The sequence below is a fragment of the Cupriavidus sp. FW305-26 genome (genome assembly GCF_058787975.1).
In genome coordinates this window covers 1-24,331 of sequence record NZ_JBYTAH010000090.1, presented here as the reverse complement: position 1 = coordinate 24,331, position 24,331 = coordinate 1, and the positions used below count along the sequence as shown (strand labels likewise).

Here is a 24,331-nt window from a genome sequence, read left to right as displayed (position 1 = left end):
GGCGTGGCGGGCGTGGCGGGCGTGGCGGGCTTTTCACCTTCGGTCCCGGCAGGGGCTTCAGGGCGCGCCGTCGGGGTCTCCGGGGCGCTGTCCGCATCCTCGTCGCCGTCGGGCGGGTTGCCGTCGTAGACCAGGTACTGGCGCCGCTGCAGGTAGGAATCGCGCAGGAACGAGTACTTGTCCAGCGCCGCCTGCTCCAGCAGGTTGCTGGCGCCGAGCAGCTGCGCCCGGCCGGCAACGATGCGCACGCCGGTCAGTGAATTGCGCAGCGATACCGGATAGAGATAGGCCGACGGGTCGAAGCTGCGGTCCACCAGCATGCCGCCGGTGTCGCGCACGGTGCTGGGCCCGAACAGCGGCAGCACCAGGTACGGCCCGGGCGGCACGCCCCACACGCCCAGCGTCTGGCCAAAGTCTTCCTTGTACTTGGGCAGGCCGGCCGGGGTGGCGATGTCGATCAGGCCGCCGATCCCCAGCACGGTGTTCATGGCCACGCGCATGGTGTCCTCGGCGGCGCGGGTGGGCTTGCCCTGCAGCAGGTTGTTCGCCGCCGAGTAGACATCGCTCACGTTGGAGAAGAAGTTCTCCACCGCGCGCTGCACCGGCGTGGGCATGTAGTCGGCATAGACCTGGGCCACCGGGCGCAGGATGCCCTTGTCGAAGTCCTCGTTGATCTTCGAGACTTCGCGATTGAACGGCTCCAGCGGGTCTTTCGGATTGGCGGTGGGGCCAGTGGCGCAACCGGCGAGCACGGCCGCGGCAGCGGCAGCGACTGCGGCCAGGCCCTTGCAGAACGATGGCGCAGCGCTCATTTGAGGTCCCCTGCCGGCGCCGGCGCGCTGGCACCGGCCGGCGCACCGCCGCCGGCATCCGCCGCCTTGTTGTACAGGAACTGGCCGATCAGGTTTTCCAGCACCACGGCCGACTGCGTCATGGTGATGCGCGCGCCTTCGGCCAGCATGGCGGTGTCGCCGCCGGCTTCGAGGCCGATGTACTGCTCGCCGAGCAATCCGGATGTCAGGATCTTGGCCGAGGTGTCCTTGGGGAACTGGTAGCGCTTCTCCAGGCTCATCTCGACGGTGGCCTGGTAGGTCTTGTCGTCGAAGCGGATCGCCGCCACGCGGCCGACCACCACGCCCGCGCTCTTGACCGGCGCGCGCGGCTTGAGCCCGCCGATGTTGTCAAAGCGCGCCTGCACGCTGTAGGTGTCCTGGAAGGAAAAGGCGCTCATGTTCCCCGCCTTGAGGGCCAGGAACAGCACGGCGACGAACCCCGCCGCCACGAACAGCCCCACCCAGAAATCGAGTGCGTTCTTTTTCATTGGAATCTCTTTCTTCAACCCCGTAGTGTTCTTGTCGCTGTCTTGTCGTTGGTATGGCCCGCGTCAGTTGCTGAACATCAGCGCGGTCAGCAGGAAATCCAGCCCCAGCACGGCCAGCGACGCAATCACCACGGTGCGGGTGGTCGCGCGCGAGACGCCTTCCGGCGTGGGCTTGGCCTCGAAGCCCTGGTACAGGGCAATAAACGTCACGGCGATGCCAAAGATAAAGCTCTTGATCACGCCATTGAGCACGTCGGCGCGCACGTCGACGCCGCCCTGCATCTGGGACCAGAAGGCGCCGGCGTCGACGCCGATCAACTGCACGCCCACCACGTAGCCGCCCAGGATGCCGACCGCGCTGAAGATCGCCGCCAGCACCGGCATGGCGATCACGCCTGCCCAGAAGCGCGGCGCGATCACGCGCTGCAGCGGGTTCACCGCCATCATTTCCATGGCCGTCAGCTGCTCGCCCGCCTTCATCAGGCCGATCTCGGCCGTCAGCGAGGTGCCGGCGCGGCCGGCGAACAGCAGCGCGGTCACCACCGGGCCCAGCTCGCGCACCAGCGACAAGGCCACCAGCAGCCCCAGCGCCTGCTCGGACCCGTAGCGGTTCAGCGTGTAGTAGCCCTGCAGGCCAAGCACGAAGCCCACGAACAGGCCCGACACCGCGATGATCACCAGCGACAGGTTGCCGACGAAGAAGACCTGGTCGGTCACCAGGCGGAAGCGGCGCAGCAGCGCCGGCGACAGGCCCAGCAGTGTCAGGAACATGCGCGTGGCGCGGCCCAGCCCCGACACGCTGCGGCGCACGGCCGCGCCGATGGTGATAAAGAAGTCCGTCACCGCACACCTCCGGCGAAATCCTCGGCCAGCGAAGGTCCGGCGTAGTGGAACGGCACCGGGCCGTCGGCCTCGGCATGGACGAACTGGTGCACGAACGGGTCGGTGGAGGCGCGCAGCGCCTCGGGCTCGCCCTGCGCGACGATGCGGCCGTCGGCAATGAAATAGACGTAGTCGGCGATCTGGAAGGTCTCGTGCACGTCGTGCGAGACGATGATCGTGGTGGCGCCCAGCGCGTCGTTCAGGCTGCGGATCAGGCGCGCGGTCAGCCCGAGCGAGATCGGGTCCAGCCCGGCAAAGGGCTCGTCATACATCAGCAGCGCCGGGTCCAGCGCAATCGCGCGCGCCAGCGCCACGCGCCGCGCCATGCCGCCCGAGATCTGCGCCGGCATCAGGTCGCGCGCGCCGCGCAGGCCGACCGCGTTGAGCTTCATCAGCACCAGGTCGCGGATCATCGAGTCGGGCAGATCGGTGTGCTCGCGCAGCGGGAACGCCACATTGTCGAACACCGATAGGTCGGTAAACAGCGCACCGAACTGGAACAGCATGCCCATCTGGCGGCGCACCGCGTACAGGCCGCGGGTATCCAGCGTGTGGATATCGGTGCCGGCAAAGCTGACCGTGCCTGCCTGCGGACGGACCTGGCCGCCGATCAGCCGCAGCACCGTGGTCTTGCCGCAACCCGAGCCGCCCATCACCGCAATCACCTTGCCACGCGGGAATTGCATGGTCAGGCCGGACAGGATCGGCTTGCCGTGGTCCGCATAGGCGAAGTCCACCGCAGTCAGTTCGACGAGGTTTTGAGCAGAATCGGTCACGTTGGCACCGGTCAGGACAGTCGCGCATTATAAGGTGTACTACCTAGCCCTGCTGGCGCCCGTGTGCCCCGCGCCACATGCCCCCGTCGGGAGAGCCTCTCAGACTTGCCCTAGCCCCCCAAACCTGCCCATCCCTTTGCTGCTCAAGGCTCCTGTATCGGCGAGACGTCCTTCAGGATCACCTGCCATTGGATAGATTCCGAGCGGATCGCGGTGGCAAACGCCTCCGGCGAATCGCGCAGCGGCGTGACCCCCGCCGCCTGCAGACGCGAACGCACCTCGCGCTCGGACATGACCGCGTCGAGTTCGACCGCCAGCCTGGCGACGATCGCGCGCGGGGTCTTGGCCGGCGCCATCACGCCAAACCAGGCAGCCGCGGCATAGCCTTCCAGCCCCGACTCCTGTAGCGTCGGCACCAGCGGCGCCAGCGGCGAGCGGGCCACGCCCGTCACCCCGAGCAGGCGCAGCCCGCCGCTTCTGACCTGGCCCTGGACCGCGGCAAACGAACAGAAACAGGCACTGACGCGGCCGGCCAGCATCTCCTGGACCACGGCGGCCTCACCCTTGGCGGTGACCAGCGGCACGCCGCTGCGGATGCCGCGCACGGCGTACTCGGCGTACAGGTGGGAGGGGCTGCCCGGCTGGCCGTAGCCATAGCTGTAGGAGCCCGGGTTCGACCTGACCGCGGTCATCCATTGCTCCGGCGTGCGCATGGGCAGCCGGGCATCGATCACCAGGAACAGCGGCGTGGTGGCCACGCGCGCAACCGGCGTGAAATCGCGCACGACGTCGTACGGCACCGGCTCCAGTCCGGGCTGGATCAGCATATTGGCCTGGTGCAACAACAGGGTGTGGCCATCGGAGCTGGCCTTGGCGACCACGTCGCCGGCGATGGTGCCGGCGGCGCCGGGCCGGTTGTCGACCTCCACCGGCACGCCCAGCCGGACGGAGAGGCGCTCGGCCAGCATGCGCGCCACCGCATCGGCAACACCGCCGGCCGGGAATGGCACGATCAGGCGCATCGGGCGGTCGGGGAACGACATGCTGCGGGCGAGCTGCTGGGTCCCCGCATGCGCCGGCATGGCTGGCACCGCAAGCGCCAGCGTGGCACACCCCAGGGCGTACAGGCACAGGAAAGACCGGAGCCAGCGCCGGACTGCGCCCATTGGGGGGCGCGGCGCGAACTTCGCTTTACCTCGCCAAAGCCGCGACAAATTGCGCACTTCGGGCATCAATTTCCTCCGGCCGGTCCCCTGAGGAGGCGGCAAGCTGGTTCTGGGGAAAAAGGATTTGCGAGGCAGTTTCCGTTAGTTGTTTTTTGAAAATTGTAAGGACATTGCCCAGGGCACCACAGGCACGTAAACCATAGCCGGGAGAACCCTGAAGGCCCCGCCAGGCCTTGCCAAACGCGCCATGGCCAGGATGCACGGACCTCGCCGGCTATAATCGGCCGATGACGATTTTCACCGTGCGGCCGATGGTCACAGCCGACCTGCCGGCCGTGCTGGCGGTACAAGCCAGCTGCTATACCGAAGTCCTGCTGGAGAGCCAGGCCGCGCTGGCAAGCCGGCTGGCGCTGTCCCCCGCCACCTGCTGGGTCGCGGACGATCCCGGACATCCCGGCGCGCTTGCCGCCTATCTCTTTACCCACGCCTGGCCCGAAGCCACCCTGCCGCCGCTGGACGGCGTGCTCGACCACGGCTGGCGCCATGGCGCCGCGCCGGACGCCCTCACCTGGTTCGTGCACGACATGGCGGTGGCGCCCGCCGGACGCGGCGCCGGCCTGGCGCCGCGCCTGTACGCCGCGGCACAGGCGGCCGCGCGCGCGGCGGGGCTGCGGCGTTCGCGGCTGATCGCGGTGCAGTCGGCGGCGCCGTGGTGGCGCAGGCTCGGATACGTCCCGGTGGCGGCGCACACGGCCACCGCCCATGCGCCCAAGCTGGCCAGCTACGGCGCCAGTGCGGTGCTGATGGAGCGCACGCTGGCCGACTGAGCGCTGCGCCGGCGCGAGGACGACAAAAAGCCCGCCGGCTTGCGCCAGGCGGGCTTCTTGTTCCTGCCGGGGTGAATCAGCGCGGCAGTTCGGTGTGACCCATCAGGAAGGCATCGACCGAACGCGCGGCCTGGCGGCCTTCGCGGATCGCCCACACCACCAGCGACTGGCCACGGCGCACGTCGCCAGCGGCGAACACCTTGGGCACGTTGGTGTGGTAGGCACGCTCGCCCTCGGTCGAGGCCTTGGCGTTCTTGCGCGCATCGGTATCCACGCCAAACGCTTCCAGCATCGAACCCACCGGGTTGGTAAAGCCCATCGCCAGCAGCACCAGGTCGGCCGGCAGGATGAACTCGCTGCCTTCGACTTCCTGCATGCGGCCATCCTTCCATTCGACGCGGCAGGCCTTCAGTGCGGTGACCTTGCCGTTCTCGCCGATGAATTCCTTGGTGGCGACCGACCAGTCGCGCTCGCAGCCTTCATCGTGCGACGACGAGGTGCGCAGCTTGATCGGCCAGTACGGCCACACCAGCGGCTTGTCCTCTTCTTCCGGCGGCTGCGGCAGCAGTTCAAACTGCGTCACCGAGGTGGCGCCATGGCGGTTGGACGTACCCACGCAGTCGGAGCCGGTATCGCCGCCACCGATCACAATCACGTTCTTGCCTTCGGCGCGGATCTCGTTTTCGCCGTCGCCGGCCACTTCCTTGTTCTGCGGGATCAGGAATTCCAGCGCGAAGTGGATGCCGGCCAGGTCGCGGCCCGGCACCGGCAGGTCGCGCGGCACTTCCGAGCCGCCCGCCAGCACCACGGCGTCGAACTGGTCCATCAGGGCCTGGGCCGAGATGGTTTCACGGGCGTAGTTCTTGATGCCGGCCGGCAGTTCGCCGTCGGTCACCATCACGCCCGGACGGAAGGTCACGCCTTCGGCCTGCATCTGCTCGATGCGGCGGTCGATCAGCGTCTTCTCCATCTTGAAGTCGGGGATGCCGTAGCGCAGCAGACCGCCGATGCGGTCGTTCTTCTCGAACACGGTCACGTCATGGCCGGCGCGTGCCAGCTGCTGCGCGGCAGCCATGCCGGCGGGACCGGAGCCGACCACGGCCACGGTCTTGCCGGTCTTGTGGCGCGGCAGCTGCGGCCTGACCCAGCCCTCTTCCCAGGCCTTGTCGATGATGGCGTGCTCGATCGACTTGATGCCCACCGGCAGTTCATTGATGCCCAGCGTGCAGGCGGCCTCGCACGGTGCGGGGCAGATGCGGCCGGTGAACTCGGGGAAGTTGTTGGTCTGGTGCAGCACCTCGATCGCCGACTTCCAGTCCTGGCGGTACACCAGGTCGTTGAAGTCGGGAATGATGTTGTTGACCGGGCAGCCGTTGTTGCAGAACGGGATGCCGCAGTCCATGCAGCGCGCACCCTGGATCTTCGCTTCGCTGTCGGACAGCGCGAACACGAATTCCTTGTAGTGCTTCACGCGCTTGACTACCGGTTCGTAGCCTTCGTTCTGGCGCGGAAATTCGAGAAAGCCAGTCGCCTTACCCATGTTGCGTCCTTGGTCATGCTGCGCGGGACCGGCGGCGTCGCCAGCCCTGCGGTGGGGTCAGAATCTTGTCAGGGCCGCGGCGGCTGCCGCGGCCCCTCTGCGTGGTTGCGTTGCGCTCGCTCAGGCCGCGATGGCTTCGCGGTCGCTGTCGCGGGCGGCCTGTTCCTTGGCGTACATCTCGCCCAGCGCGCGCTTGTACTCGGTCGGGAAGACCTTGACGAACTTGCGGCGTGCCGTGGTCCAGTCGGCCAGCAGCGCCTTGGCGCGCTCGGAACCGGTGTAGCGGAAATGCTGCTCGATCAGGTTGCGCAGGATGACCTCATCCAGCTGGCGCTTGCCGTCGACCTTGTGCCACGAAGCCTCGGGCTGGCCCTTCTCCTGGTCGGCCGAAGCCAGCACTGCTTCCAGCGCCACCATCGAGGTGTTGCAGCGCTTGTCGAACAGGCCGTCCTCGTCGTAGACGTAGGCCACGCCGCCCGACATGCCGGCCGCGAAGTTGCGTCCGGTGCCGCCCAGCACCACCACCGTGCCGCCGGTCATGTACTCGCAACCGTGGTCGCCGGTGCCTTCCACCACTGCCACCGCACCCGAGTTGCGCACCGCGAAGCGCTCGCCGGCCACGCCGTTGAAGAACGCTTCCCCGGCGATAGCACCGTACAACACGGTGTTGCCGACGATGATGTTGCGGGTCGGGTCGCCGCGGAACTCATGCGGAGCGCGCACGATCACGCGGCCGCCCGACAGGCCCTTGCCGACATAGTCGTTGCCGTCGCCCACCAGGTCCAGCGTGATGCCGTGCGCCAGGAACGCGCCGAACGACTGGCCGGCGGTGCCTTGCAGCTGGATGTGGATGGTATCGTCAGGCAGACCTTCGTGGCCATGCTGGCGCGCCACCACGCCCGACAGCATCGCGCCGACGGTACGGTTGACGTTCTTCACCGGCTGGATGAACGAGACCCGCTCGCCCTTCTCGATCGCCGGTCGGGCCTTGGCGATCAGCACGTGGTCCAGCGCCTTGCCGGCCTCGGCCGACAGGCCGTGGTCCTGCACGTCGGTGTGGTACAGCGGCACGTCCGCGCCCAGCGAGACCTGGTGGAAGATGCGGCCGAAGTCCAGGCCGCGCGCCTTCCAGTGCTCGATGCCGGGCTTGGTGTCGAGCAGGTCGGCGCGGCCGATCAGCTCGTCGAACTTGCGGATGCCCAGCTGGGCCATGATTTCGCGGGCTTCTTCCGCAACGAAGAAGAAGAAGTTGACCACGTGCTCAGGCTTGCCCTGGAACTTCCTGCGCAGCTGCGGATCCTGCGTGGCCACGCCCACCGGGCAGGTGTTCAGGTGGCACTTGCGCATCATGATGCAGCCTTCCGCAACCAGCGGCGCGGTGGCGAAGCCGAATTCATCGGCGCCCAGCAGCGCGCCGATGACGACGTCGCGGCCGGTCTTCATCTGGCCGTCGGCCTGCACGCGGATGCGGTTGCGCAGGCCGTTGAGCAGCAGCGTCTGCTGCGTTTCGGCCAGGCCCAGCTCCCACGGCGTGCCGGCATGCTTGATCGACGACCACGGCGAAGCGCCGGTGCCGCCATCATGGCCGGCGATCACGACGTGGTCGGCCTTGGCCTTGGCCACGCCCGCGGCCACCGTGCCGACGCCGACTTCGGACACCAGCTTGACCGAGATGTCCGACACCGGGTTGACGTTCTTCAGGTCGTGGATCAGCTGTGCCAGATCCTCGATCGAATAGATGTCATGGTGCGGGGGCGGCGAGATCAGGCCCACGCCCGGCACCGAGTAACGCAGCTTGCCGATGTAGTCCGAGACCTTGTGGCCGGGCAGCTGGCCGCCTTCGCCGGGCTTGGCACCCTGCGCCATCTTGATCTGGATCTGGTCGGCCGAAGCCAGGTATTCGGCGGTCACGCCGAAACGGCCCGACGCCACCTGCTTGATCTTCGAGCGCAGCGAATCGCCTTCCTGCAGTTCCAGGTCGCGTTCGATCACGTTGTCGCCCAGCAGGCCCTTGAGGGTATCGCCCTGCTTGATGGGGATGCCGCGCAGTTCGTTGCGGTAGCGCTTCTCGTCCTCGCCGCCTTCGCCGGTGTTGGACTTGCCGCCGATGCGGTTCATCGCCAGCGCCAGCGTGGTGTGGGCTTCGGTCGAGATCGAGCCGAGCGACATCGCACCGGTGGCGAAGCGCTTGACGATCTCCTTGGCCGACTCCACCTCTTCCAGCGGAATCGCCTTGGCCGGATCGACCTTGAACTCGAACAGGCCACGCAGCGTCATGTGGCGCTTGCTCTGGTCGTTGATGATGTTGGCGTATTCCTTGTACGTCTGGTAGGCGCCCTTGCCGTCGTCGGCGCGCACCGAGTGCTGCAGCTTGGCGACCGAGTCCGGGGTCCACATATGCTCTTCGCCGCGGATGCGGAAGGCGTATTCGCCGCCGGCGTCCAGCATGCTTTCCAGCACCGGGTTGTCGCCAAAGGCGTCGCGGTGCAGGCGCAGGGCTTCCTCGGCCACTTCGAAGATGCCGATGCCCTCGACATTCGACGGGGTGCCATGGAAGTACTTCTGCACCAGTTCGCGCGACAGGCCGATGGCTTCGAAGATCTGCGCGCCGGTGTACGACATGTAGGTGGAGATGCCCATCTTGGACATCACTTTGAACAGGCCCTTGCCGATCGCCTTGACGAAGTTCTTGACCGCCTTCTCGGGCGACAGGTCGCCGGACAGGCCCTGGGCCATTTCGGCCAGCGTTTCCATCGCCAGGTACGGATGCACGGCTTCGGCGCCATAGCCGGCCAGCAGCGCGAAGTGGTGCACTTCACGGGCGGTGCCGGTCTCGACCACCAGGCCGGTGGACGTGCGCAGGCCCTTCTCCACCAGGTGGTGGTGGATGGCGGACGTGGCCAGCAGCGCGGGAATCGCAACATGCTCGGCATCCACGCGGCGGTCCGACACGATCAGGATGTTGAAGCCCGAACGCACCGCATCCACGGCTTCGGCGCACAGCGAGGCCAGGCGCGCTTCGATGCCCTCCTTGCCCCAGGCCTTCGGGTAGCAGATGTTCAGCTCGTACGAACGGAACTTGCCGCCGGTGTAGTGCTCGATATTGCGGATCTTGGCGATGTCCTTGAAGTCCAGCACCGGCTGGGACACTTCGAGGCGCATCGGCGGGTTGATGTTGTTCAGCTCGAGCAGGTTCGGCTTCGGGCCGATGAACGACACCAGCGACATCACCATGTTCTCGCGGATCGGGTCGATCGGCGGGTTGGTGACCTGGGCGAACAGCTGCTTGAAGTAGTGGTACAGCGTCTTGTTCTTGGACGACAGGATGGCCAGCGGCGAATCGTTGCCCATCGAGCCGGTGGCTTCCTCGCCGGCCAGCGCCATCGGCGCCATCAGGAACTTGACGTCTTCCTGGGTGTAGCCAAAGGCCTGCTGGCGGTCCAGCAGCTTGGCCACGGGCTTCTTCTCGGCGGCAACGTCTTCAGGCTTGGCGTCGAGTTCGTCGAGCTTGATGCGCACGGCGTCGATCCAGCTCTTGTACGGCTTGGCGTTGGCCAGGTTGTCCTTGAGTTCCTTGTCGTCGATGATGCGGCCCTGTTCCATGTCGATCAGGAACATCTTGCCCGGCTGCAGGCGCCACTTCTCAACGATGCGCGACTCGGGGAACGGCAGCACGCCGGCTTCCGAAGCCAGCACCACGATGTCGTCCTCGGTCACGTAGAAACGTGCCGGGCGCAGGCCGTTGCGGTCCAGCGTGGCGCCGATCTGGCGGCCATCGGTGAAGCAGATCGCGGCCGGGCCGTCCCACGGCTCCATCATGGCGGCGTGGTACTCGTAGAAGGCGCGGCGGTTGTCGTCCATCAGCGTGTGCTGTTCCCAGGCTTCCGGGATCATCATCATCATCGCGTGGACGAGCGGGTAGCCGGCCATCGTCAGCAGTTCGAGGCAGTTGTCGAACGATGCGGTGTCGGACTGGCCCGGGTAGATCAGCGGCCACAGCTTGGGCAGGTCGTCGCCCAGCACCGGCGACGAGATCGCGCCGGTGCGCGCGTTGATCCAGTTGACATTGCCCTTGACCGTGTTGATTTCGCCGTTGTGGGCGACCATGCGGTACGGGTGGGCCAGTTCCCAGGCCGGGAAGGTGTTGGTCGAGAAGCGCTGGTGCACCAGGGCCAGGGCCGAGACGGCGCGCTGGTCCAGCAGGTCCAGGTAGTACTCGCCAACCTGGTTGGCCAGCAGCAGGCCCTTGTACACCACGGTACGGGCCGACATTGACGGCACGAAGTATTCCTTGCCGTGCTTGAGCTTGAGCGCCTGGATGGCATGGCTGGCGGTCTTGCGGATGACGTAGAGCTTACGTTCCAGCGCGTCCGTGGTCATGATGTCGCGGCCGCGCCCGATGAAGATCTGGCGGATCACCGGCTCGGTGGTGCGCACCGTCGGCGACATCGGCATCTTGGCGTCGACCGGCACGTCGCGCCAGCCCAGCACGACCTGGCCTTCCAGGCGGACCGTGCGCTCCAGTTCCTGCTCGCAGGCCAGGCGCGAGGCGTGTTCCTTCGGCAGGAAGATCATGCCCACGCCGTATTCGCCGGCGGGCGGCAGGCTCACGCCCTGCGCGGCCATTTCCTCGCGGTAGAACTGGTCCGGGATCTGGATCAGGATGCCGGCACCGTCGCCCATCAGCGCATCGGCGCCGACCGCACCCCGGTGGTCCAGGTTCTCCAGGATCTTCAGGCCCTGCGAGATGATCTCGTGGGACTTCTTGCCCTTGATATGCGCGACCATGCCGACGCCGCAGGCGTCATGCTCGTTGCTGGGATCGTACATGCCCTGCGCTTGCGGGCGCAGGTCAATGGCGTGGGAAGACTCGCTGGTCTGCGATTGTGCCTGAGCTTGGGCCGAAAGATTTTTCGTTTGGTCCACGGGCTGAATTCCGGTGAAGGCTGCGCGAACTGGCTGGGCGTACCGGAACGGGGACCGCGCGCTTTCTCGTTTTCTTTATTCCTCCACCCAAACCGGAAACCGGCGGGACGGAAAATGGGGACGAAGCTGTCAGCGGGCCGCAGCGGCGTACACGAGCGTGACGCGCCGCACAATGACTGTGGGTGGAGCAACTATATGGGAATCGCGTTCGCCTCGCAAAATTTTTAAATGGGGTCAGATCATATTAAGTTGCGCACCGTTTCGGTGATCCATTTAAATGGGGACACATTAATTATGCGACGGCTCTGACGCATTCACCGGTGCCGTTTGCACCTTTTTGGGGCGCCCTTTCGGCAGCGGTTGCACGCGCCGGGTTGCGTGCCGCTCCAATTGGGCCAGGAACGCTTCGTCGCCAAGCGGCCAGCCGCTGTGGGCATGGGCGCGCAGGGTTTCCAGGGTCTTGCCCGCCAGGCCCTCGGCGGTCAGCATCCGGTAGTTCGACTGGCGCTCGAACGGCGTATTGCCCAGCTCCCAGTACGCGGAGTGGTCGCTCACAAACGGGCTGGCCTCGATACCGGCGTGATGGTGGTAGCTGCTCCAGCGGTCACCCTCGGGGGCGCTGACCTCGCCCGCGCGCAGCGCGTTGCCCTCGACATAGAGCATCGCCGGCAGCATCCACCGGGCCGGATCGAACACCGCGGAACGGAAGCGCCCTTCCCACAGCGTGCCGGTGCGGCTGGCCACCCGGTTGAAGTAGCGCGCATAGCGCCGCCCCACCGCCTGCATGGTCAGGCTCAGCGAGTCTGCCTCCTTGGGTGTGGCCACCAGGTGCACGTGGTTAGGCCGCAGCACGTAGGCGTGGACGGCAAGGTCATGCTCGCGCGCGGCCATGCGCAGGCAGTCGAGGTAGTGCAGGTAGTCGTCCGGCCCCAGGAATACGGGCTGGCGGTTGTTGCCGCGCTGCAACACCAGAGCGGGCAGACCGGCGGGGGAAAAGCGGGGAAGGCGTGCCATGACAGGTCATGCGAGCATTGATGCCCGCATCATAGCCTGATCCGTCCCCACTTATGCGGCAGGCTGGCGCGCCGATTGGAGGGCCAGCCGGAACGCGGTCGTCAGTTGCCTTCGCTGACCGCGAAGATGCGGCGGTGCTCGCGGATCGCGTAGCGGTCGGTCATGCCCGCGATGTAGTGGGCAATCAGACGCGACTGGTCGCCGCCATGGCTGGCCTGGTACTGCGGCGGCAGCAGGCGCGGATCGGACATAAAGGCCTGGAACAGGTCGCCGACAATGCGCTGCGCCTTGGCCGACATGCGCATCACCAGGTAGTGCCGGTACAGGTGCCGGAACAGGAAGCGCTTGAGTTCGGCCGCTTCTTCATGCATCTGCGGGCTGAAGCCGACCAGCGGGCCGGCGGCGCGCACCGCGTCGATATTGCGCGGATTGGCCGCGGCGATATTGCTGCTGGTGGTCTCGATCAGGTCGACGATCAGCGTATTGATCATGCGCCGAACCGTCTCGTTGATCGCGCGTCGGCCGTTGACGCCAGGGAAGACCTCGGCCACCTCGGCGCGGTGGCGGGCCCACATCGGCACCTCGTCGAGCTGCTCCAGCGTCAGCAGCCCCGAGCGCAGGCCGTCGTCGATATCGTGATTGTTGTAGGCGATCTCGTCGGCCAGGTTGGCCAGCTGCGCCTCCAGCGACGGCTGCGTGCCCTCCAGGAAGCGCCGGCCCAGCTCGCCCAGCGCCGAGGCATTGACCCGCGAGCAATGCTTGAGGATGCCCTCGCGCGTCTCGAAGGTCAGGTTCAGCCCGTTGAAGCCGCCGTAGCGCTCTTCCAGCTCGTCCACCACCAGCAGGCTCTGCAGGTTGTGCTCGAAGCCGCCGTGGTTCTTCATGCAGGTATTGAGCGCATCCTGCCCGGCGTGGCCAAAGGGGGTGTGCCCCAGGTCGTGCGCCAGCGAGATCGCCTCGACCAGGTCTTCATTGAGGCGCAGGTTGCGCGCGATCGAGCGGGCGATCTGCGCCACCTCCAGGCTGTGGGTCAGCCGGGTGCGGAACAGGTCCCCTTCATGGTTGACGAAGACCTGGGTCTTGTACTCGAGCCGCCGGAACGCCGTGCTGTGGATGACCCGGTCGCGGTCGCGCTGGAATTCGCTGCGCGACAGCGATGCGGGTTCTGCATGCACCCGCCCGCGCGTCTGCGCAGAGCGGGCGGCGTAAGGGGCGAGATGGCTTTCAAAGTCGGTCATGCGGCGCGTCCGGTGGCTGGGGCGGGGTGGCGAGGCATAACCGATCGGTCAGGCGACCGGGGCCTCGGTGGGTGGTTTGAGCACGGCGTGCGCGAGCGTGGCGCGCAGGTCAGCGTCCGGCACAGTGGTGATGAACGCTTCGCCGAGCTGCTTCAGCAGGATGAACTTGATGCTGCCCGCCTCGGCCTTCTTGTCGACCTTCATCAGTTCGATATAGCGGTCGGCACCGAGTTCCGGCGCCACCACGGGCAGGTTGGCGGCCTGCGTCAGCTCGCGGATGCGGGCGCGGGTCTCGGTGTCGATAAAGCCCAGCCGGTGCGACAGGTCCGCGGCCATCACCATGCCGCAGCCGACGGCCTCGCCGTGCAGCCAGGCGCCGTAGCCCATGCCGGCCTCGATCGCATGGCCGAAGGTGTGGCCGAAATTGAGAATGGCGCGCAGGCCGCCCTCGCGCTCGTCCTGGGCCACCACGCCGGCCTTGATCTCGCAGGAGCGCTGCACGGCGAGCGCCATCAGGTCGGGGTCGCAGGCATTCAGCGGCTTGATGTTGCGCTCGATCCAGCCGAAGTACTCGGCATCGGCGATGGCGCCGTGCTTGATGACCTCGGCCATGCCGGCGGCCAGCTCGCGCGCGGGCAGCGTGCGCAGCGTGTCGATGTCGGCGATCACCGCGTTGGGCTGGTGGAACGCGCCGATCATGTTCTTGCCGAGCGGGTGGTTGATGCCGGTCTTGCCGCCCACCGACGAATCCACCTGCGCCAGCAGCGTGGTCGGCATCTGGATAAAGGGCACGCCGCGCATGTAGCAGGCCGCGGCAAACCCGGTCATGTCGCCCACCACGCCGCCGCCCAGCGCGACCAGCGTGGTCTTGCGGTCGGCGCCGGCCTGCAGCAGCGCGTCGAAGATCCGGTTCAGCGTTTCCCAGTGCTTGAAGGCTTCGCCGTCGGGCAGCGTGACGGTGCGCACGGTCTTGCCGAGCGCGGCCAGGGCCGCCTCCACCCGCGCCGCGTAGAGCGGGCCGACGGTTTCGTTGGTGACGATGACGGCGTGCTGGCCGCGTACATGCGGGCGCAGCAGTTCGGCGTTGTCCAGCAGGCCGGTGCCGATATGGATGGGGTAGCTGCGCTCGCCCAGGTCGACTTCAAGCGTAATCATGGATTGGGGTCCTGCGCCGGCGGCTCCGACGCTTCCGGCGGCACGGAGGCCGGCTGCGGGGGATTGATCGGGAAACCGGCCATTTCAAGTTGCATCAACACCATATTAGCAAGCTGCGCCACCGAGGGCTTGCCGGTTTCGATGATGAAGTCGGCAACCTCGCGGTAGAGCGGGTCGCGCTCGGCATAGAGCGCCTCGAGCTTGCCCTTGGGGTCCTCGGTCTGCAGCAGCGGCCGGTTGCGGTCGTGGCGGGTGCGCAGCCACAGGTCGTGCGGGCTGGCGCGCAGGTACACGACCGTGCCGCGGGCCTTCAGCACCTCGCGGTTCTCGGCGCGCAGCACGGCGCCGCCGCCGGTGGCCAGCACAATGCCCTGGCGCGCGGCCAGCTCGCGGATCATCGCGGTCTCGCGGTCGCGGAAGCCGGCTTCGCCCTCGACCTCGAAGATCACCGGGATGCGCACGCCGCAGTGGGCCTCCAGCTCATGGTCGGAATCGAAAAACGGATAGTGCAGGCGCCGCGCCACCGTGCGGCCCACGGTGGTCTTGCCGGCGCCCATCAGGCCGACGAAAAAGAGGTTGGGTCGATCGGATTCCGGTCGCTCGGAGTCAGATCGATCGGCATCGCGCCGATCCTGGGCCTGGCGCTGTGCCGCCGGGCCTGTCGCTGAGGCTGTCACTGGACTGTCGTTCGGGAGCGCGGCATGCGGGCCGTCCTCCCCGGTTGGGAACTGCATCATCTTCTTATGTTGTGGCGCGGCCGGCAAGTGGCGAATGCGGCATGGCCCACATGGCTGGCCCGTCCCGGGCCGTCTCCGCCCCCGCGGCGCGCAAAAAAAGGCCGCATCCCTCGATGCGGCCTGCCAGTCTACTGTATCCGGCGTCCTCCGGACGCCATGTCCCTACCGGAGCGACACGCTCTCGTTCAGGATGCGCGGGGTCAGGAACACCAGCAGCTCGGTGCGGTTGCGCACCTTGGCGTTGTTCTTGAACAGGTAGCCCAGCACCGGGATATCGCCCAGCAGCGGCACCTTGTCGGTTTCGTTGGACTCGGTCTGGGTGTAGATGCCGCCGATCACCACCGTGCCGCCGTTCTCCACCAGCACCTGGGTCTGCACGTGCTTGGTGTCGATGGCAAAGCCGGAAGTGGTCTGGATGCCGACGCTGTCCTTGTTCACGTCCACATCGAGCAGCACATTGCCTTCGGGCGTGATCTGCGGCGTCACTTCCAGCTTCAGGTTGGCCTTGCGGAACTGCACCGAGGTCGCACCGCTGGAGGTCGCCGCCTGGTATGGCAGCTCGGTACCCTGCTCGATCAGCGCCTTGATGTTGTTGGCCGTGACCACGCGCGGGCTGGAGATGATCTTGCCCTTGCCATCCGCTTCCAGCGCCGACAACTCCAGTGCCAGGAATTTGGTGGCGGCGCTGTTGAACAGGCTGACCGCGATATTGGCCGGGTTGGTGCCGTTGATGGCGCCGGCAGGCAGGCTCAGGAACGGGCCGTTGTCGGAAGTCGCCCCGGGCAGCACGTTGTTGTACGTGTTGCCGACGCGGGCGTTGTTGTACTGCCCGGCAAAGCCCAGCTTCACACCCAGGTTGCGGCTGAACGAGTCGGTGGCCTCGACGATGCGCGCCTCGATGATCACCTGGCGCACCGGGATGTCGATCTTGCCGATGAAGTTCTGCACCTCTTCCAGCTTGCTGGCGATATCCGAGACGAAGAGCTGGTTGGTGCGCGCATCGGCCGTCAGCGAACCGCGCCTGGACAGCATGCGCGCGCTGGCGCCCGCCGACCCGGCGGTACTGACGGCGGCCACGGCACCGCCGCCCGCCCCCATGCCGAGCAGCATCTTGCGCACGTCTTCGGCACGCTGGTAGTTGAGCTGGAACACCTGGCTGCGGATCGGCTCCAGGTCATTGATCTGCTGCTGCGACTCCAGTTCCAGCTTCTCCTTGGTCTGCAGCTCCGCCTTGGGCGCCACCCACAGCACATTGCCGTTGCGGCGCGAGGCCAGGCCCTTGGCATCCATCACGATCTGCAGCGCCTGGTCCCACGGCACATCCTTCAGGCGCAGCGTCAGGTTGCCCTGCACGCTTTCGCTGGTGATGATGTTCAGGTTGGTGAAATCGGCAAACACCTGCAGCAGCGAACGGATGTCGATGTTCTGGAAGTTCAGCGACAGGCGCTCGCCGCGGTAGCCCGGGCCACTGATCAGCTTGGTCGGGTCTTCCTTGACCGGGCGCACCTCGACCACGAACTGGGTATCGGTCTGGTACGAGCTGTATTCCCAGTTGCCGCGCGGCTCGATCGTCAGGCGCGCGTTGCCGTTGGTGTCCGAGGCGTGCATGCCCTGCACCGGCGTGCCGAAATCGCTGACGTCGAAACGCCGCCGCAGGTTGTCAGGCAGCGTGGTGCCGAGGAAATCGACCACGATATTCTTGCCCTGCTGCGCGATGTTGATGCCCGAATCGCGCGAGGACAGGTCCACCACCACGCGCCCGGCGCCATCGGCACCGCGGCGGAAGTCGACATTGCGCACCGACGGCCGCGCCGCCGCGGCCGCAGGCGTCGCAGCCGGCGCAAACGTGGGCGCAGCGTTCTTGAGCGCCGGCGCCACGTTATCCAGCGCCACCACGAAGTAGTTGCCACGCTGGTCGGTGCGATAGGTGGCGTTGCGCGTGAGGTCGAGGATCACGCGGGTACGGTCGCCGATCTGCACCACGTTGGCTGACTTGACCAGCTTGCCGCCGTAGTCGTACTGCGCGCGCCGGTTGGCAAAGCCGGTATCGAAGAAATCGATCGCGAGCCGTGCCGGGTTCTGCGTGGTGAAGTCCGCCGGCTTCTGCGCCAGCGGCCGTTCGAGCTCGATCGTGAACACGGTCTGCTCCCCGACCATGCTGACGTCAACCGACTTGATGCGGTTGCTTTGTGCCAGCGCGGCCGGTGCGGCAATCACCAGCAACAGCGCCATCGCCATCGCCATCCTTGCGGCGCCCGCGAGCGCACGGTACCAGCGCGCGAGGGTCATGCCGCCACCTCCAGCTTCAGGCTGGTCATTTTCTCTTTCCACTCTGATACCCCCTCCCGGACCAATTCGCGCAGCACGATCTCCTGATCGGTGATGCGGACCACCCGGCCATAGCTCTGGCCGAGATACTGACCCACCTTGATATGGTGGATCTTGTTATCAACCCGCACGATGCCGAAGGTCTCCCCGTGCTTCTTCATCATCCCGAGCATCTTGAAGTTCTCGAGCGGGTAGTCCTCCAGCGGCTCGCGGCGCCGCCCGGCTTCGGGCGAATCCGCGAGCGTCTTGTTCAGCTCGCCGATCTTGGCCTGCGCGAACGGCTCGGGCGCCTTGGCTGCGGCGTACTCGCGCGGCACATAGGGCCGGGCGTCGGGCAGCGGCTCGGGCGGCTTGGCGCGCGCGCTGCGGGTGGCATCCATCCACTGGCGCAAGGCGTCTTCATCGCTGGCGCCGCAGGCGCCCAGCAGGCCGACAGCCAGCGCCGCCGCCGCGAATGTGCGTGGCGCCGTGGTCCAGGCGAGGCTGCGGGTACGGGCGGTGCGGCTCACTTGGCACCTCCTGCCTTGGCTGCCGCAGCGGCTGCCGCGGCCTTGCGCTGCGCGGCCTGCTCGTCCGGGTCGAGCGCGCGGTAGGCCATCGCCACCGCCTCCATCGACATCCCGCCTTCCTTGGTATTGGCCAGCTGCAGGTTCTGCATCGACACGATCCGCGAGAGGGCCGCCACGTCGGCATTGAACTGCGCCACCTCGTGGTAGCGCCCGGTCACGCGCAGGTTCACCGGGATCTCGGCGAAGTAGGGCTTGATCACCGCCCCCTGCGGCTTGAACAGCTCGAACTGCAGCCCCCGTGCGACACCGGCGTGATTGACGTCGGCCAGCAGTGCATCCATCTCGGCCTTGTTGGGCAGCTGCCGCTCCAGCAGCGCCACGCGCTGCTCCACCTGCTTCTTCTGCTCGCGCAGTGCGTCCAGGTTGGCCACCTGCGCCACCTTGGACTGGTACGCCTGCTTCAGGCTTTCCTGCTCCTGGCGCTGGCGGTCGAGTTCGTCGAACCTGGCGCTCCAGTAGAACTGCCAGCCCAGCACCAGCACCACGGCCGCGGCCAGCACCGCGAACAGCACACGCGGCGCGGCCGGCCACGTCTCCGGTTCGCTCAGGTTGAGCCCGCGGAACTGGCCGGTCAGGTCGGCCAGGTTGATTTCAGTATTGAGCGCCATGGTCAGGCCTTTCCGGCTGCGGGTGCGGGAACTGGGGCGGCTGCGGGTGCGGAGGCGCCCGGCACGGTCTTCTTGCCGTCGGCCGCCGCTTCCGGCGCGCGGTACGCGAAGCGCATCGAGAAGTCGAACAAGCGGCGCTGCTCGCGCAGGTTGTTGGTCATGGTGACGGCCTTGGATTCGACCAGTTCGGCCTTGTCCAGCCAGGCCACCCCGCTCAGGTTGCGCAGCAGCTCGGAAATGCGCTCGTTGGACTGCGCCACGCCCGCGATGGTGAAGGCCTCGCCGGTCTGCTTCAGGCTGGTCAGGTAGACGCCCTCCGGCACCTGCCGCACCAGTTCCTCAAGCAGCTGCACCGGGCGGTTGCGCTCGGTCTGCAGGCTTTCAACCGCCTTCTGGCGCTGCAGCAGCGCGTCGATGTCCTTCTTCAGGCTGTTGACCTCGCGGATCTGCCCGTCCAGCCTGGCGTTCTCAGTGCTCAATACGTGGTTGAGCGCGACCACCGAAGCGATGCGCCCGTCGATATAGAAGCCGCCCAGCAGCACCACGGCAGCGCCAGCCACCGCGGCACCGGCCAGCATCGTATAGACCTTCTTGCGGCGTGCTGCCTTGCGGGCTTCGTGGTAAGGCAGCAGGTTGACCGAAGGCAGTGTGTTCGTAGACATCTGATGCCTCCGGTGCGTTATTGCAGGCCGCGCAAGGCCAGGCCGGCACTGACGATGTACGCCGGCAAGTCGCGCTGCAGGTAGCGCTCGTTGACCTTGGCGTTGGTCGCCATGTTGGCGAACGGGTTCGCCAGCGTGGTGGTGATCTTGGTCTGGTGCTGGATTGCCGATTGCACGCCGAGCAGCGACGCATGTCCGCCCGAGAGCAGGATCTCGTCGACCCGGCCCAGGCTGGAACTGGCGATGAAGTTGCCGACCGCGGACTGCGCTTCCATCGCCAGTGCATCCAGCGACGGCTTGAGCAACTGCGCGCGCCAGGCTTCAGGCAGCGTGTTCTTGCGCTTCTTGATCTCGGCCTTGAGCGCGTCGAGGGTGAACATGCGCGCCGCACTCTGCGTGAGCTGGTCGCCGTAGCTGTTCAGCGGCTGCTCGTAGAGTTCCTTCCAGCCCTGGTAGAAGATCGCCTTGGAACGGCTGCCGCCCAGATGGATCACCGCCACCACCGGCAGCGCGCGCGCATCGGCCTCGGGCATCTCGTGCGGCACGCCCAGCATCTGCACGATCGAGCGCTGCACCGCGTATTCCTCGACATCCATGACCTGGGGCTTGAGCCCCGCCATCTCGGCCGCGGTCACGCGCTCCTGCACGCGGTCGCTGTTGGCCGCCGTGACGCGCACCCCGATACCGCCCTCGGTCTCGCTGGGGCCGATCACGGCGAAGTCGAAGTTGACCGCCTGCGACGGCGGATAGAGCCGGTGCGCCTCGGATTCGACCTGGGAATACAGCTCGTCGTCGGACAGGTTGTCCGGCAGGCTGACCGTCTGTGACTCCGTCAGCATGGACGGCACGCCCAGCACCACGTCCTTCGAACGGATGCCGGCCTTGCCCAGCGCGCGTCTGAGCGCGATCCCGACGGCCTCGATATTGATGACGTTGCCATCGGCAACGGCGTTGCGGTCCAGCAGTTCGCTGGCGCATTTTTCCAGCCGATAGTCTTGCCTGCTGCCCCCTACGGACAGCTCGACTACCTTGACACTGGACGACCCGATATCCACACCGACCGTAGTCCGGCGTAGAAGCCCCGACAAAATGCCCCGACGCAAGGTGACCCCCTGACTTTTGAACTCGCCCCTGGCTTGAACGCTCTAATCGGGCGAGCCTTGTTTCTTGAATGAAACGTTTGCTCTTTTATGTTGGTCGATTCTCACAAAATCCAGCATCGGTGGCAATGTGCCGAACTGGCGCCGAGTTCTTTTTGAGAAGCCCCTCACCAATCCGTTGCCAAAACCCCACGGTCGTCGGGTTCCCTTCCGTGGGCGCTTGTGCGCCTGCCCGCACCCCTTTAGCTGCACGCAACATCGCCGTGCGTGCACGCATTCGCCACATTACATCTTGTAACAGCGCGATAGCGGCGCCCGCACCACTGTACGCCCGGGCGGGCCGATGCCGGAAGATATAATCCCGGGCACCCCTGACTAGGTATTTCCCTTATGGCCACCGCACAACACAAGCCGTCCCACCCTGCCCGCCGTCCGATCTGGACGCGGCTCATGTTCTGGGCGGTCGGACTGGTTGTCGCCGGTGCCGTCGTGATTGCGCTGCTGCTCGGCTACGCGCTGCTGGTGGCCGCGCCCAACCTGCCTTCGCTGGACACCATCACCGACTACCGGCCCAAGATCCCGCTTCGCATCTATACCGCGGACAATGTGCTGATCGGCGAATTCGGCGAAGAGCGACGCAACTTCGTGCCCATCGCCGAGATTCCGGACGTGATGAAAAAGGCGGTCCTGGCGATCGAGGACGACCGCTTCTACGAGCACGGCGGCGTCGACTTCGTCGGCGTGCTGCGCGCCGGGCTGGCCAACCTGCGCGGCGGGCTGTCGCAGGGCGCCTCCACCATCACCATGCAGGTGGCGCGCAACTTCTTCCTGTCCAGCGAAAAGACCTACACGCGCAAGATCTACGAGATGCTGCTGGCGTACAAGATCGAGGCCAACCTGAACAAGGACCAGATCCTCGAGCTGTACATGAACCAGATCTATCTGGGGCAGCGCGCCTACGGCTTCGACAGCGCCGCGCGCGTGTATTTCGGCAAGTCGGTGCGCGACGTGACGCCGGCCGAGGCCGCCATGCTGGCCGGCCTGCCCAAGGCGCCGTCGGCGTACAACCCGGTGGTCAACCCGCGCCGCGCCAAGGTGCGCCAGGAGTACATCCTGCAGCGCATGCGCGACCTGGGCTATATCACGCCCGACCAGTACGAGCAGGCCGTGCATGCCGAGCTGAAGGTGCGCACCGAGGGCAACGAGTTCTCGACCCACGCCGAGTACGTCGCCGAGATCGTGCGCCAGCTGATGTACGCGCAGTACCGCGAAGAAACCTACACGCGCGGCCTGACGGTCTACACCACGCTGACCAAGCCGGACCAGGACGCCGCCTATGAGTCGGTGCGCTCCGGCATCATGAACTACGAGCGCAAGCACGGCTACCGCGGCCCCGAGGCCTTTATCGACCTGCCTTCCGACCCGGCCGAGCGCGAGCAGGCCATCGACGATGCGCTGGTCGAGCACCCGGGCAGCGGCGACCTGCGCTCGGCCGTGGTCACCAGCGTGTCGGCCAGGCAGGTGAAGGCGACGCTGCTGTCGGGCGAAGTGGCAACCATCGAGGGCTCGGCGCTGCGCTTTATCGCGCCGTCGCTGTCGTCCAACGCGCAACCCAAGATGAAGATGCGCCCCGGCGCGGTCATCCGCGTGACCCAGGACGAGAAAGGCAACTGGTCGGTGACCCAGCTGCCGGAAGTGGCCGCGGCGTTCGTGTCGATCAACCCGCAGGACGGCGAGATCCGTTCGATGGTGGGCGGCTTCGACTTCAACCGCAACAAGTTCAACCACGTGACCCAGGCCTGGCGCCAGCCGGGTTCCAGCTTCAAGCCGTTCATCTACTCGGCCGCGCTGGAAAAGGGCTTCTCGCCGGCCACGGTGATCAACGACGCACCGCTGACGATCGGCCCCGATACCGGCGGCCAGGTGTGGGAACCGAAGAACTATGACGGCCGCTTCGAGGGCCCGATGACCATGCGCCGCGCGCTGGCCAAGTCCAAGAACCTGGTCTCGGTGCGGATCCTGCGCGCGATCGGCACGCAGTACGCGCAGGACTACATCACGCGCTTCGGCTTCGAGGCCGACAAGCACCCGGCCTACCTGCCGATGGCGCTGGGCTCTGGCGCCGTGACGCCGCTGCAGATGGCGGGCGCGTACTCGGTGTTCGCCAACGGCGGCTACCGCATCAACCCGTACCTGATCCAGAAGGTGGTGGACGCGCGCGGCAACGTGATCTCCGAAACCCAGCCGCAACGCGCCGGCACCGACGCCGTGCGCGTGCTTGATGCACGCACCGCCTTTCTCGCCGACACCATGCTCCGCGACGTGGTGCGCATAGGCACCGCCAACAGCGCCAAGCAGCGCCTGGGCCGCAACGACCTGGCGGGCAAGACCGGCACCACCAACGACGCGGTCGATGCCTGGTTCGCCGGCTACACGCCCAACCTGGTGGCGATCGCCTGGATGGGATACGACCAGCCCAAGAGCCTGGGCGTGCGCGAAACCGGTGGCGGCCTGGCGCTGCCGATCTGGGTCGGCTACATGAGCAAGGCGCTCAAGGGCGTGCCGGAGTCGCCCGAGCGCCCGGCGCCGGAAGGCGTGCTGATGGTGGGCGGCGACTGGACCTTCGAAGAGAACGCCGGCGGCGCCGGGGTGGCTTCGGTGGGCCTGGGCGATCCGTGGCCGGGCAAGCCGGAGGAGTCGACCAACGCGCCGGCCGACACCGAGACCGAGAAGAAGAAGATCCTGGAGATGTTCGGCGGCGCCTGATCACGGCCGCCAGACAGCAGAAAGCCGGCCCACGAGGCCGGCTTTTCTTTTGCCCGCCAGGCAGGCTTTGCGTCAGCCCAGCGTGAGGGCCGCGCCGGCCTGCTCACTGACGTAGCCCGACAGCGCCGCGTACAGCTCGCCGCCGTTGCGGGTGTCGATCCAGCGCTCGCCGTCGCGGCGGAAGTGGAAGCCGCCGGCGCGCGCGGCCACCCACAGTTCCTGCATCGGCGCCTGGCTGTTGATGATGATCTTGGTGCCGTTCTCGAACTCCAGCTCCATCACGTTGCCGGTGCGGCTGATCTCAATATCGGCGTCGGCCGCGTCGGCGGCCGCCTCGACCGTGGCTTCGATGCGGTCCAGCTCCTGCGTGGCCAGGGCCAGGAACTCGCTTTCGCTCAAGGGGGGCATGCTAAACTCCGAAACCGCCGTTGCCGCCGCTGCCCGGACCGGGCGTACGTGGCGCGAACGGCTTTTTTGTTAAGAATCCTTCGGATGCCCGGCCGTTGCGCGTCGGACCATCCAACGCCTTGCCAACAGCCTAAAGGACGACCCGATGCTGCGTCGTGTTGCGATTGTATCGGCGTTTGCCGCCGCCCTTGCGATGCCCCTACTGGGCGGATGCGGCATCCGCGGGCCGCTGACCATGCCCAAAGTGCCGCCCGAGCCGACCCCGCCGACCGTGACGGATCCGGGCCTGGGCCGCGCCGATGCCATGC

19 protein-coding genes are annotated in these 24,331 nt (G+C 66.8%); 2 read left to right on the top strand and 17 right to left on the bottom strand.

Annotation, left to right across the window (positions count from 1 at the left end; genetic code table 11):
• The 5 genes from AC3WQZ_RS31750 to AC3WQZ_RS31730 all read right to left on the bottom strand — a co-directional run.
• The coding region (locus AC3WQZ_RS31750) for an MlaA family lipoprotein (RefSeq protein ID WP_492301903.1) at positions 1-812 on the bottom strand (812 nt) is incomplete at its 3' end.
• The gene (gene mlaD, locus AC3WQZ_RS31745) at positions 809-1,321 is read right to left on the bottom strand and encodes an outer membrane lipid asymmetry maintenance protein MlaD (protein WP_010812341.1); all 513 of its coding nucleotides are present in this window, start codon (positions 1,319-1,321) and stop codon (positions 809-811) included. The genes AC3WQZ_RS31750 and mlaD, both read right to left, overlap by 4 nt.
• A gap of 63 nt (positions 1,322-1,384) precedes the next feature.
• Positions 1,385-2,164, bottom strand: a complete 780-nt coding sequence (gene mlaE / locus AC3WQZ_RS31740) for a lipid asymmetry maintenance ABC transporter permease subunit MlaE (RefSeq protein ID WP_010812342.1) — start codon at positions 2,162-2,164, stop codon at positions 1,385-1,387.
• A complete protein-coding gene (locus AC3WQZ_RS31735; RefSeq protein ID WP_010812343.1) occupies positions 2,161-2,979 on the bottom strand; it encodes an ABC transporter ATP-binding protein in 819 nt (272 codons plus the stop codon). The genes mlaE and AC3WQZ_RS31735 overlap by 4 nt, the downstream gene beginning before the upstream one ends.
• Positions 2,980-3,122: 143 nt before the next feature.
• Positions 3,123-4,211 (bottom strand): Bug family tripartite tricarboxylate transporter substrate binding protein, encoded by a 1,089-nt coding sequence (locus AC3WQZ_RS31730; protein WP_037023841.1) that lies wholly within the window; start codon positions 4,209-4,211, stop codon positions 3,123-3,125.
• A gap of 221 nt (positions 4,212-4,432) precedes the next feature.
• On the opposite strand from AC3WQZ_RS31730, the gene AC3WQZ_RS31725 reads away from it, so the two are divergent.
• The gene (locus tag AC3WQZ_RS31725; protein WP_010812345.1) at positions 4,433-4,972 is read left to right on the top strand and encodes a GNAT family N-acetyltransferase; all 540 of its coding nucleotides are present in this window, start codon (positions 4,433-4,435) and stop codon (positions 4,970-4,972) included.
• A 76-nt stretch (positions 4,973-5,048) separates the two neighbouring features.
• Here the strand turns inward: AC3WQZ_RS31725 and AC3WQZ_RS31720 are convergent, their stop codons facing one another.
• The 11 genes from AC3WQZ_RS31720 to pilM all read right to left on the bottom strand — a co-directional run bounded on the left by AC3WQZ_RS31720 (position 5,049) and on the right by pilM (position 20,837).
• Entirely contained in the window at positions 5,049-6,512 is a 1,464-nt protein-coding gene (locus AC3WQZ_RS31720; RefSeq protein WP_010812346.1) for a glutamate synthase subunit beta, read from the bottom strand.
• Positions 6,513-6,632: 120 nt separating this feature from the next.
• Positions 6,633-11,438: a glutamate synthase-related protein gene (locus AC3WQZ_RS31715; RefSeq protein ID WP_037023843.1), complete on the bottom strand. Its 4,806-nt coding sequence runs from the start codon at positions 11,436-11,438 to the stop codon at positions 6,633-6,635.
• A gap of 288 nt (positions 11,439-11,726) precedes the next feature.
• Positions 11,727-12,452 carry a transposase gene (locus AC3WQZ_RS31710; protein ID WP_010812348.1) on the bottom strand — a complete coding sequence of 242 codons (726 nt, stop codon included), beginning with the start codon at positions 12,450-12,452 and terminating at the stop codon, positions 11,727-11,729.
• Between the two features lie 101 nt (positions 12,453-12,553).
• Complete coding sequence (locus AC3WQZ_RS31705) at positions 12,554-13,690, bottom strand: deoxyguanosinetriphosphate triphosphohydrolase (protein ID WP_010812349.1); 1,137 nt, start codon at positions 13,688-13,690, stop codon at positions 12,554-12,556.
• A gap of 48 nt (positions 13,691-13,738) precedes the next feature.
• The gene (gene aroB / locus AC3WQZ_RS31700; protein ID WP_010812350.1) at positions 13,739-14,845 is read right to left on the bottom strand and encodes a 3-dehydroquinate synthase; all 1,107 of its coding nucleotides are present in this window, start codon (positions 14,843-14,845) and stop codon (positions 13,739-13,741) included.
• Complete coding sequence (locus AC3WQZ_RS31695) at positions 14,842-15,522, bottom strand: shikimate kinase (protein ID WP_492301902.1); 681 nt, start codon at positions 15,520-15,522, stop codon at positions 14,842-14,844. Before AC3WQZ_RS31695 ends, aroB begins: the two co-directional genes overlap by 4 nt.
• A gap of 222 nt (positions 15,523-15,744) precedes the next feature.
• Positions 15,745-17,871: a type IV pilus secretin PilQ gene (locus AC3WQZ_RS31690; protein ID WP_492293458.1), complete on the bottom strand. Its 2,127-nt coding sequence runs from the start codon at positions 17,869-17,871 to the stop codon at positions 15,745-15,747.
• Positions 17,868-18,419, bottom strand: a complete 552-nt coding sequence (locus tag AC3WQZ_RS31685; RefSeq protein ID WP_011616151.1) for a pilus assembly protein PilP — start codon at positions 18,417-18,419, stop codon at positions 17,868-17,870. Before AC3WQZ_RS31685 ends, AC3WQZ_RS31690 begins: the two co-directional genes overlap by 4 nt.
• Positions 18,416-19,087, bottom strand: coding sequence for a type IV pilus inner membrane component PilO (locus AC3WQZ_RS31680; RefSeq protein WP_010812354.1), 672 nt, complete (start codon positions 19,085-19,087; stop codon positions 18,416-18,418). The genes AC3WQZ_RS31685 and AC3WQZ_RS31680 overlap by 4 nt, the downstream gene beginning before the upstream one ends.
• A 2-nt stretch (positions 19,088-19,089) precedes the next feature.
• The gene (locus AC3WQZ_RS31675; RefSeq protein WP_492301901.1) at positions 19,090-19,749 is read right to left on the bottom strand and encodes a PilN domain-containing protein; all 660 of its coding nucleotides are present in this window, start codon (positions 19,747-19,749) and stop codon (positions 19,090-19,092) included.
• 17 nt (positions 19,750-19,766) lie between these two features.
• A complete protein-coding gene (gene pilM, locus AC3WQZ_RS31670) occupies positions 19,767-20,837 on the bottom strand; it encodes a type IV pilus assembly protein PilM (RefSeq protein ID WP_454750854.1) in 1,071 nt (356 codons plus the stop codon).
• 402 nt (positions 20,838-21,239) lie between these two features.
• Between pilM and AC3WQZ_RS31665 the strand changes: the two genes are divergently transcribed.
• Positions 21,240-23,615: a penicillin-binding protein 1A gene (locus AC3WQZ_RS31665; protein WP_081050290.1), complete on the top strand. Its 2,376-nt coding sequence runs from the start codon at positions 21,240-21,242 to the stop codon at positions 23,613-23,615.
• Positions 23,616-23,687: 72 nt separating this feature from the next.
• Here AC3WQZ_RS31665 and cyaY read toward each other — a convergent pair whose 3' ends face one another.
• Positions 23,688-24,023, bottom strand: coding sequence for an iron donor protein CyaY (gene cyaY, locus AC3WQZ_RS31660; RefSeq protein ID WP_010812358.1), 336 nt, complete (start codon positions 24,021-24,023; stop codon positions 23,688-23,690).
• Positions 24,024-24,331: the final 308 nt, after the last annotated feature.